Consider the following 3,635-nt stretch of genomic DNA (forward strand, 5'->3'; position numbering starts at 1 on the left):
CGCGCGCGCGGCCGGCGCGGCGCCCGCGCCCGCTGCCTGCCTGCTCAGCTGGGGTAGCGCCGGCGCGGCCGCGCGCGGCGCCGGCCACGCCCTGGCGCATGCCCTGGGCGACCATCTGGTGCTGGGCCTGGCCGAGGCCGGGCAGCAGCGCGTCCGCCTGCCCGGGCGCCACCGGGTCTGCAACGAGGCCGGGCGGGTCTTGCCTGACAACGCCTGGGGCGTGCTGGCGCTGGCCGGCATGCTGCCGGCGCTGGCCGACACCCTGGCCACCCTGGCCGCGCCGGCCGAGCGCACCTGGATCACCGATTACCGCGCGCGCCGCCGCCCGGACGGCGCCATCGAATTGGCCGACGGCGCGCTCGACGCCTTGCGCCACGGCGGGCGCCGCATGTCGGCGCAGCTGGTAAGCGCCTTGCTGGCCCAAAGCGGCCTGGGCGAGGCGGTGCTGATCGCGGCCGAGGCCGATGTGGCGCCGGCGCGCCTGGTGCTGTACATGGCGGGCGAGGCGGGCGAGGCGGGCGAGGCGGGCGAGGCCGGCGTGGCGCGGCTGGCCGCGGCCCTGCCGGACTGGGCGCAGCCGCTCGGCGTGGCGCTGCTGCCGCGCCTGGCGCGTGACGGCGCCGGCGCGATCGACCTGGCCGCGCTGCGCGCCGGCGCGCCGCCCGACAGCGTGCTGCTGGCCCACGCCGGGCGGGCGCTGGCCGCGGAAGAGGGCGCCGAGGTGCGCCTGCGCGTGCACGCCGCCGCGCTGGCACAGGCGCCGCTGGCGCTGCCGGCCGCATTCATGCCCGACGGCGGCCAGTACCACGACCCCGCGCCGGCCCTGCTGAGCGGGGCGCCGCTGGCGCTCCCCGACGGCGACCTGCTCGAACGGCTGCGCAGCGCGGCGGCGGGTGGACGCGGGATGGTGTTCATCGATGGAAGCGGGCGCGAGCGCAGGATGTCGTACGCGGCCCTGCTCGACGCCGCCGCCCGCATCGCCGCCTTCCTGCGCGCGCAGGGCGTCGCGCCCGGCCAGGAAGTGATCGTCCATTGCGAGCAGCCGGCCGACCTGCTGTGCGGCATCTGGGCCTGCATTCTCTTGGGCGTGCTGCCGCTGCCGCTGACCCCGGCCAGTCCCTACGATGCGCCGGCCAATCCGCTCTGGCACCTGCTGGGCCCGGACAGCATGCTTACCTGCCGCACCATCCTAGCCAGCCAGGCCCAGTCGGGCGCCACCAGCGCGGCGCTGGCCGCGCGCGGCCTCGACGCCACCATCCACCTGATCGACGGCGCTGGCGCGCGCGCGTGCGAGGCGCTGCCGGCCCATGCATGGACTGGCGCGACCGACGCCCTGATGCTGCTCACCTCCGGCAGCACCGGCGCGCCCAAGGGCGTGCTGTTGCCGCACCGCAGCCTGCTGGCGCTGGCGCGCGCGGTCAGCGGCGCCTTCGGCCTGGCCGCCACCGAAACCTCGCTCAACTGGCTGGCGCTCGACCATGTGGGCGGCCTGGTGCAGCACCACCTGCGCGACCTGTGCCTGGGCAACGAGCAGCTGCATGTCGACACCGCCTACGTGCTGGCCGATCCGACCCGCATGCTGGGGCTGATCGAACGGCATCGCGTGTCGCTGCTGTGGATGGCCAATTTCGGCTTTAACCTGGTCAACGAGCACGCCGCCGCGATCGCGGCCGGGCGCTGGGACCTGGCCAGCGTCAAGCTGTGGGAAAACGGCGGCGAAGCGGTGACCCACGACAGCTGCCAGCGCTTCCTGGCGCTGCTGGCCCCGCACGGCTTGCGCGCCGACGTCATCAAGCCGGTGTTCGGCATGACCGAAACCACCTCGGCCTGCATCGGCGCGCACAATCTGCGCGGCGGGCAGCAGGACAATGTGCACTGGCTGAGCGAGACCGCGCTCGACCAGCCGGTCAGGCGCGCCCTGCCGGGCGAAGGCAGTCCCTTCGTCGAGGTCGGCCAACCGTTTCCCGGCAGCGCCGTGCGGGTGGTCGATGCGGCCGGCCAGGTGTGCCGCGCCGGTGTGGCCGGCCGCATCGAAGTGAGCGGCCTGCAGTTGATGTCCGGTTACTACCGCAACGACAAGGCCAACCGCGATACCTTCACCGCCGATGGCTGGCTGCGCATGGGCGACTGCGGCTTCGTCGTCGGCGGCAGCCTGGTGGTCACCGGGCGCGAGAAGGAAATCGTGATCGTCAACGGACTCAACTACGCGGCGCACGCGCTCGAAAACACGGTCGAGGGCGTGGCAGGGGTGCGCAGCGGCTGCTGCGCCGCGGTCGCGGCGCGCCAGGCCGGCGACGTCACCGACAGCCTGGTGGTGTTTTACAGCGCGCTCGACGGCGGCGCCGATGCGGCCGCCATCGAGGCGGCGCTGATCGCCGAACACGGCTTGCGTCCGGCCGCCCTGGTGGCGCTCGACAGCGCCGACTTCCCGCGCACCGCGATCGGCAAGATCCGCCGCCAGCATCTGGCGGCCGGCTTCGTGGCCGGCCACTTCGCCGAGCGCATCACGCTCCAGGGGCAGGGCACGCTGGGCGAGCGCGCCGCCGTGCCCGGCTGGCATTTCGAGCTCGACTGGACCGCCGCGGCGCCCGCCGCCGCAGTGGCGCGGCGCGTGCTGTGGCTGGGCGGACAGGCCCCGACGCAAGCGACCCTGGTGGCCATGCCCGGGGCCGGCTTCACCGGTTTCGATGACAACGGCCGCGCGCGCTACCGCGCCGGCGAAGCGGCCGACCTGGCCGCGCTGCTCGCTGCCGCCGACGAACGCCTCGACGGCGTGCAGGCGGTGATCGACGCCCAGTGGCAGGCGCCGGCGCTGGCCGATGACGCCGCCAGCGCCAGCGCGGCGCTGGGCCAGGCGCACGCGCACTGGGAAGCGCTGTGCGCGGCCGCCGAGCTGCTGCCGGAGGCGCCGGCCATCGTGCTGGCCACCAGCAACGCCTTCGCCATCGACGGCGCCGAGGCGGGCATCGCGCATGCGGCGCTGCCCGGGGTCGGCGCCAGCCTGGCGCAGGCCCATCCGCGCCTGCGCGTGGTGCTGGTTGACGGCGCCGCGCCGGACCAGGTGTTCAACGAATGTGCCGGCGAGGGTCAGGTGGCCTACCGCGGCGGGGTGCGCCTGGTGCCCACCCTGCGCCCGCTGGCGCCGGCCGCAGTGCCGCTGGCACCGCGCCAGCTCTTGCGCGCCGGCGGCCGCTATCTCGTCATCGGCGGCCTCGGCGGGGTGGGCGCGCACCTGTGCCTGCACTTGCTGCGCAACTTCGGCGCCCGCCTGACGCTGGCCGGACGCAGCGGCGTCGAGCAGGCGGGAGCGCGCAGCCAGGTGTTCGCTTACCTGGCCGGACAGGCGGCCCTGGTCGAGGGCGCAGCGCTGGCCTACCGCCAGCTGGACGGCGCCGACGCTGTGCCGCTGCAGGAGTCGCTCGCGGCCGCGCTCGACGCCGCCGAACGCGATGGCGCGCTCGATGGCGTTTTCAACCTGGCCGGCGAAGGCTCGATCGCCGACGTCCTGGCGGCGCCCCCCCCCCCCCGCCGCCCCCCCCCCCCCCAGGCCCCCCCCCCCCCCCCCCCCGCGGGGGGCGCCGCGCGCCCCCCCCCCGGGGGGGGGGGGGCCCCCCCCCGGGGGGGGGTGTGGTGGG

General features: G+C 76.1%; 1 protein-coding gene. It reads left to right on the forward strand.

Going from position 1 to position 3,635, the window contains the following annotated elements:
- On the forward strand, positions 1-3,635 hold a 3,635-nt coding region (locus F1609_RS33845), incomplete at both ends, for an AMP-binding protein (protein ID WP_167082326.1).

Source organism: Massilia aquatica (genome assembly GCF_011682045.1).
Classification (GTDB): domain Bacteria; phylum Pseudomonadota; class Gammaproteobacteria; order Burkholderiales; family Burkholderiaceae_D; genus Telluria_A; species Telluria_A aquatica.